This window comes from Dyella acidisoli, assembly GCF_030160295.1.
GTDB lineage: Bacteria > Pseudomonadota > Gammaproteobacteria > Xanthomonadales > Rhodanobacteraceae > Dyella_B > Dyella_B acidisoli.
On record NZ_BSOB01000043.1, the window covers coordinates 1 to 6,886 of the forward strand.

Genomic DNA, 6,886 nt, shown 5'->3' on the forward strand with positions numbered 1-6,886 from the left:
TACAACTTACCGAGAGCGGTGACGCTAACCAATTGATTTTATTTGCCGATTAACCGGACAGTACTGGCTGGCCCAAAGAAAAGTAACCCAAAGAAATGGCCTGAGAAGCTCGCGGCATGGGTAAGGTAAAAGCCTGAACGTTTCTGGCTAGATAGGTGGTTGCTCGCCCATGGTTCAACGCTCCCGCTATACCGCGAGGCGTCGAAGCGCTGAGGACTTAAGGCAGATCTGGCTGATCTGGCAGATCTCAGTAGAGCTCAACTTGTTGGCAGGCCCGCTTTAAGCCCTCAACGCTTCGACGCCTCGCGGTATAGCGGCACGGTAGAAGCTGGGCCCGCCAACGATCAAAGCAAGGCGTAATCTTTCAGGCTTGTAACTTGCACACGCCATGAGCTCTTGAGGCCATTTCTTTGGGTTACTTTTCTTTGGGCCAGCAAAGAAAAGTAACCCGGTCGCTTCGCGACCGGAAGCGCCGCAGGCAATGTCCCAACAAACGAAGGCCCAGCTGAGGCAAAACGCTAATCAGGCCCCAAAGAGAGAGAGGCACTCACTTAGTGAGTCTCTCAAGTCACCATGCATCAAACAAGAACCCAAAAGCCCAACTTATGAAGGCATGGAATCAAGAAAAACATACAGCGCCGCAATCTTCCCATCGCGAACAATGATCACATCCACGCCCGTGTACTCAGGCGTCTCACCGCGCGGACCGGAACCCCAGGCCAGGCGACCCGCATTGTGGAGCGCCTGAGGTTCGCCATGCGGCGCATAAGCAAAGTGCGGATGCGTCGCGCGAAGATCTCCGGCAAATTTATCGAGCGCGTCGTGCCCGACAATGGCGCCTGGCGGCACATAGACCACAGAATCTTCGGTATACAGTTCTTCGATCGCCTTGCGACGGCGTGTAGCGTCGCCTTCGCCGAAGACTTCCTGCAGATTGCGATAAAGCAGTTCATGGATACGGTCACTCATGACATGTCTCCTTAGTTATTAACGGTTGACCGAGCTTTGGTTTCTATGAATGAACTGGAGCGGCCTAAGCCGCTCCAGTCGAGGTCTCACGAGCGCCGTCCATCGAGGCTGATCCGGCCGCCACCGAACGCGACCACGTGCAGCAAGCCGCCAGCCATCGCAACGTTCTTGAAGAAATGGATGAACTGGTTCTGGTCTGCAAAGTTGTGGTGGAAGAACGCGGCCGTCACCAGTGCAAACACGAACAGAATGCTTGCGACGATTCGCGTGCGGTAGCCAAGCAGTAGCGTGAATCCGCCAACGACTTCGACCAACACGGAGATGCCGAATGCAATCTGTGGCAATGGCAGTCCAACCGATTGGATGTAAGCGATGGTCATCGCCGGTGCCGCAAGCTTGGAAAGCCCGGCGAGGATGAAGATGGTGCTGATCATCAAGCGGCCTACGGCCGGAACGATGGTGGTGAGGGCTTCAGGAACAGCCGAGGAAACGACCCCGGCGCCAGCATAGGTTTGGTTGCTCATAGCGAAATGTCCTTTGTGGTGGGATGTTTGAGTTGCTTTAGGCATTGAGTGGCCGGCTCGAGTGAGTTCGGCCGCTCAAAGGATTCGGATCAGATTTGCGCTTGTCCGCCATCGACGAAGAGTTCAGCGCCGGCGATGAAGCTCGCATCGGAGGAAGCGAGGAAGGCAGCCGCGCCGGCGACATCGTCGGGATCGCCAACACGCCCAAGCGGAATGGTCGAGGCCATGTAATCGAGCAGGCCTTGTTGCTGCGCGGCGTCGGGGCCGGCCAAGTCGACGAGGCCAGGTGTCTTGATCGGACCCGGGCTGATGACGTTCACGCGAATTCCGCGTGACTTCAGATCAAGCGTCCAGCTCCGGGCAAAGTTGCGCACCGCTGCCTTGGAGGCGCTGTACACACTGAATGCCGGCGTGCCTTTGATGCTTACGTTGGACGCGGTGAGGATCACGGAAGCACCATCGACCAGCAGCGGCAGCGCCTTCTGCACCGTGAAAAGCACGCCCTTCACGTTGCGGCCGAAGGTGTCGTCATATTGCTCTTCTGTGATCGATCCCAATGGCAGCATCGAACCGCCGCCGGCGTTGACGAACAGCACGTCGATGCGGCCCGCCGCGGTCTTCACACGCTCATAGAGCCGGTTGAGATCGCTGAGATGGGTGGAGTCCGCTTGGACGCCGGTGGCCCTCGGCCCGATCGCCGCAACGGCGGCATCAAGCTCGGCTTGGCGGCGACCGGTAACAAAAACTTGTGCACCTTCCGTTGCAAAACGCTTGGCGGTGGCGAGGCCGATGCCTGCGGTGCCGCCGGTGACGACAGCTATTTTTCCTTCGAGTTTGCGAGCCATGATCTGTCTCCTGTGGGGTGGCGGGACAAATCTAAGGCGGCGTGCTACTTTTCGAAATAGAAATGAATGAAAACCATCGTTGCAGAATTGTCTATGTCAAAACTGCCAGATTTCGAAGGGCTCGCGATGTTCGCGAAGGTCGCCGAAGAGGGTTCATTCGCTGCGGCGGCAACCGCCATGGGCGTCTCGGTCGCCACGGTTTCCCGGGCCGTTACCCGCCTGGAAGAGCGGTTGGGAGGCCGATTGTTCAACCGCACTTCTCGACGACTCGCACTCACGGACTACGGCCACACGCTTGCCGAGCGCGCGGCAAAAATCTACGCGGACGCCGAGGAGGCCGAGGATGTCGCGCGCGAAACCTCAAGCCGACCGCGCGGATTGGTGAAGCTGGCTGCGCCGCTCTCCTTCGGCGCGCGATGGGTTGCCCCGCTATTGCCCGAGTTCTTTCGCGCCTATCCGGATATTTCCGTCGATCTTCATCTCACCGATGCGCATGCCGATCTGATTGGCGAAGGCTTCGACGCCGCCCTGCGCATTGCGGTCATGGAAGATTCGTCACTCGTCGCACGCCTCATCGCACCTGTGCGCCGGTTTGTGGTGGCATCACCGACCTATCTGTCTCGCTATGGCCGTCCGCAGCATCCGCATGATCTTGGTGCACACCAGTGCCTTACCTACGCAAACAGAAGCAAGCGCGACGTCTGGCGCTTTACCCACAAAAACGGCGAGGAATGCCTCGTCACACCGACCGGACCATTACGGGGAACGAGCGTGGATGCGTTGCTGCCAACCGTCCTCGCGGGACTTGCGATCACCGAGCTTCCTGAGTTTGTCGCCACGCAATACTTCGTGGATAAGCAGCTTGAGCCCATCCTGACGGATTGGCGCATGCCCGAAGGCGGCTTGTATTTCGTAACCCCCACGACTCGCGCACGGCCCGCGAAAGTCAGCGCGTTGGCTGACTTTTTCATCGAGAAACTCACCGCGGCGGAATGGAGTGCGGAGACGCTTATGGGCTGGAAGCCACCAAGTCACCACAAAAGGTGACTTAGGGAACCTCTGCCCTTCCTTCAAGCGTCGCCAATTTCTGGGCCTGGTGCTTGGTGATTGCGCTGGCCGAATGGATTCCACCTGATATCAGCGAGTTCAACTCGGCATGCCTCGCCAAAATCACGCAGAAAATCCATACCGCCCTGCTCTGCAAAACGCTTGAGTTCGTGCAGGGTCATGTTCGGCTTGAGGTAGGTGTCGACGATGGTATCCATGGCACGCTCTGCTGCGATCAATACAGCCGGCGAGGATGTGAGACGTATGCGAGTTACCAATGCATACAACTTCACTAGCTGGGTGACATCGTCCTTACCGGTTACCAATGCATCGCCGTAGAGCCGTGAGGCTTCGGCAATAAAGGCATTGAATAGCGTCTCGCGCCGTTTCAGCTCAGCCTCGCGATATTGGGCCAAAAGCTGCGTGCGCTGAGTGATCCAGGAGGTGGCAAAGGAGGTCAGGCCGCCGATGCCCGCACCAGTGAGACCTGCCAGCGCGGAGATGTAACCGGCATTCATAGCGCCATCCGTGCTTCGTTCGTCGCCCTTGAAATACGAAGCGTCATGGCCATGCGGTTCGCCGCGTGATGTCCTTGAATGAACGGTACGTCGCCTCGCCTGGATGGTATTGGATGAAAATGTTCGGCAAGGAACGGATCCGACATGCCGTTCTCTTTGCAACAGAGACGCCGCACAAGCTTTTGCGAGGCTGTCGCGATGAACAGCGAGATAGGGAATTCGTCCATAGCCCGTCAGACGCGTACAAGCCGCGCGGCCTTCTATAGCGCTAATGTCCTAAACAACCGTCGACATCCCCGGCAAAGGCCATCGCCGATCGCCAAGCGACCATCCAATCGCCACGTTCCCCAGAGAGCGTCACCCCACCTCACCATCAGGGAGATCACTACCATGACCATGTCCTCCGCCGAATACGTCGCCAAGGCGCTTGAACAGGCGGGCGTCAAACATGTTTATGGCGTCGTCGGCGATTCGCTGAACGGCCTGACCGATGCTTTTCGCCGCAACTCGATCGAGTGGCTGCATATGCGCCATGAAGAAGCCGCGGCCTTCGCCGCCGGCGCAGAGGCGCATTTGACGGGTGAGCTTGCGGTGTGTGCCGGCAGCTGCGGTCCCGGCAATCTTCATCTCATCAACGGTTTGTTCGACTGCCATCGTAGTGGCGTGCCGGTGTTGGCAATCGCGTCGCATATTCCGAGCACGGAAATCGGCACCGATTACTTCCAGGCCACGCATCCGGAGATCCTCTTCAAGGAGTGCAGCCACTACGTGGAACTGGTGTCCAACCCGAGCCAGCTTCCGCAGATACTTGGCCGCGCCATCCGTTCGGCGGTCGCGCGACGCGGCGTGGCGGTCGTGGTTATGCCAGGGGATGTTTCGCTGCGGGATGCTGTCGCCGAAGTTCCCCGCTGGATCACGCCGACGAAGCCGATCCTGCATCCAGCTTTGAAAGACTTGAAGCGACTGACGCAACTGCTCAAGGACGCTACCCGCGTCACCATGCTTTGCGGCGCCGGCTGCGCCGGAGCCCATGATGAAGTCGTGGAATTGGCGCGCCGCCTGAAAGCACCCATCGTGCACACCTTGCGCGGCAAGGAATACATGGAATACGACAATCCTTACGACGTCGGCATGACGGGCCTAGTTGGCTTTTCATCCGGCTATGCCGCGATGAAAGACTGCGATACGTTGCTGTTGCTCGGCACCGATTTTCCGTATCGCCAGTTCTATCCGAAGCAAGCCAAAGTGGCACAGATTGACGTACGCCCAGAGGCGCTGGGCAATCGCTGCCCGCTTGATCTTGGCCTGATCGGCGATGTTCGTGAAACGCTGCAGATGCTTCTACCGACGATTACCGAAAAGACAGACTCCAGCCATCTCGACGCCGCCCTGGCCCATTACAAGAAAGCGCGCGAAGGGCTCGACGAGCTGGCTGAGCCCAGGCATGGCAGCGATCTCATTCACCCTCAGTACGTAACGAAGCTGGTCAGCGAACTCGCCTCGGAAGATGCGATCTTCACGTGCGACGTGGGCACGCCGATCTTGTGGACGGCACGTTACCTGAAGGTCAACGGCAGGCGCAGGATTGTCGGTTCGTTCAATCATGGCTCCATGGCGAATGCGATGTTGCACGCCATCGGTGCACAGGTCGCCTGCCCCGATCGCCAAGTGATCTCCATGTCCGGCGACGGCGGCTTTGCGATGATGATGGGCGAATTCCTATCACTGACGCAGTTGGATCTTCCCGTGAAGATCGTGCTGCTGAACAACGGCACGCTGGGCTTCGTCGAGATGGAGATGAAGGCCAATGGCTTCATCGATTCCGGCTGCGACCTGGTCAATCCCAACTTTGCGCAAATGGCCAGTGCGGTGGGCGTCAAGGGTATTCGCGTGGAACGTGCCGAAGACCTTCGTCCGGCGCTGATCGAAGCGTTTGCGCACAATGGCCCGGTGCTGGTCGACGTGGTCAGCGCGCGGCAGGAGCTTGGCATGCCGCCCAAGACGACGTTCGATGAGGCTTACAAGTTTGGCCTCTTCATGATCAAGGCGGTGCTGGATGGGCGCGGCAGTCAGTTGGTGGATTTGGCGAAGGTGAATTTGTTGCGGTGAGGGCGAGACGTACTCTTGCTACAGGCGCAGTTGCGGTCCGATTCGCATGGCTGGGCATTTCGCGGATTGGGGCATTGCCTGCGGCGCTTTCGGACCCTAAAGGGCCCGAGTCACTTTTCTTTGCTGGCCCAAAGAAAAGTAACGGCGGAGTCAATCTAGAAGTGCATCATCAATCTTCTGCGCCAGATCATCGCGACCGAGCGCCCGCATAAACATCTCAGCCGGGCAGTGGTAGTCCAAGGTAGCGCGCGGTCGCGTATTGAGCTTGCGCGCAATCGCATCCAGTTGGCGTTGGCTGTGCACCGATAGGTCCGTGCCTTTGGGAAGGTATTGCCGCAACAAGCCATTGGTGTTTTCGCAGATCCCCCGCTGCCAGGGACTGTGCGGGTCCGCAAAGTAGATCGACAGTCCCGTGCGCTCGGACAATGTCTTGTACAGCGCCATCTCCTTGCCTTGGTCATAGGTCAGGGTCTGGCGCAATGACGCCGGTAACAACTGGAAAGCACGACTAAACCCCTCCAGCGCCTGCGGTGCCGAGCAGCCGTCCATCTTCACCAACTTCAGGAATAAGGTGCGTCGATCCACCAACACGCCCACGGACGATTGATTGCGCGCTCCCTTGATGAAGTCACCCTCCCAATGCCCTGGCAGCAGGCGTTCGTTGGCGTCCGGCGGCCGATCGTGGATGCTCGGCAAATCGGGCATGTGGCCGCGTCGATCGGTGCCTTGACTCCGTGGGCGACGGGCACACTTATGTTGGCGCAGCAAGCCCACCAGTTCGCGTCGTAACGCACCGCGCGGTGCGGCATAAATGGCGGTGTAAATCGTTTCGTGAGACACGTGTCTGGCCGGTTGATCGGGATACCGCCGACGC

Annotated in this window: 7 protein-coding genes; 2 read left to right on the forward strand and 5 right to left on the reverse strand. The window is 58.6% G+C overall.

Annotated features, from left to right (window positions below; genetic code table 11):
* Positions 1–603: 603 nt before the first annotated feature.
* From QQJ86_RS16245 to QQJ86_RS16255, 3 genes are all read right to left on the reverse strand, one after another.
* On the reverse strand, positions 604–969 hold the full coding sequence (locus QQJ86_RS16245) for a nuclear transport factor 2 family protein (protein ID WP_284322012.1): 366 nt from the start codon (positions 967–969) through the stop codon (positions 604–606).
* Positions 970–1,055: 86 nt separating this feature from the next.
* Positions 1,056–1,493 carry a DoxX family protein gene (locus tag QQJ86_RS16250; protein WP_284322013.1) on the reverse strand — a complete coding sequence of 146 codons (438 nt, stop codon included), beginning with the start codon at positions 1,491–1,493 and terminating at the stop codon, positions 1,056–1,058.
* Positions 1,494–1,582: 89 nt separating this feature from the next.
* Positions 1,583–2,338 (reverse strand): SDR family NAD(P)-dependent oxidoreductase, encoded by a 756-nt coding sequence (locus QQJ86_RS16255; protein WP_284322014.1) that lies wholly within the window; start codon positions 2,336–2,338, stop codon positions 1,583–1,585.
* 66 nt (positions 2,339–2,404) lie between these two features.
* On the opposite strand from QQJ86_RS16255, the gene QQJ86_RS16260 reads away from it, so the two are divergent.
* Positions 2,405–3,385, forward strand: coding sequence for a LysR family transcriptional regulator (locus QQJ86_RS16260; protein WP_284322015.1), 981 nt, complete (start codon positions 2,405–2,407; stop codon positions 3,383–3,385).
* Positions 3,386–3,408: 23 nt separating this feature from the next.
* Here the strand turns inward: QQJ86_RS16260 and QQJ86_RS16265 are convergent, their stop codons facing one another.
* On the reverse strand, positions 3,409–3,903 hold the full coding sequence (locus QQJ86_RS16265) for a hypothetical protein (protein ID WP_284322016.1): 495 nt from the start codon (positions 3,901–3,903) through the stop codon (positions 3,409–3,411).
* A 390-nt stretch (positions 3,904–4,293) separates the two neighbouring features.
* Between QQJ86_RS16265 and poxB the strand changes: the two genes are divergently transcribed.
* Complete coding sequence (poxB, locus tag QQJ86_RS16270; protein ID WP_284322017.1) at positions 4,294–6,012, forward strand: ubiquinone-dependent pyruvate dehydrogenase; 1,719 nt, start codon at positions 4,294–4,296, stop codon at positions 6,010–6,012.
* Positions 6,013–6,162: 150 nt separating this feature from the next.
* On the opposite strand, the gene QQJ86_RS16275 is transcribed toward poxB, so the two are convergent.
* A partial coding sequence (locus QQJ86_RS16275; protein WP_284322018.1) for an IS30 family transposase occupies positions 6,163–6,886 on the reverse strand: 724 nt, incomplete at its 5' end.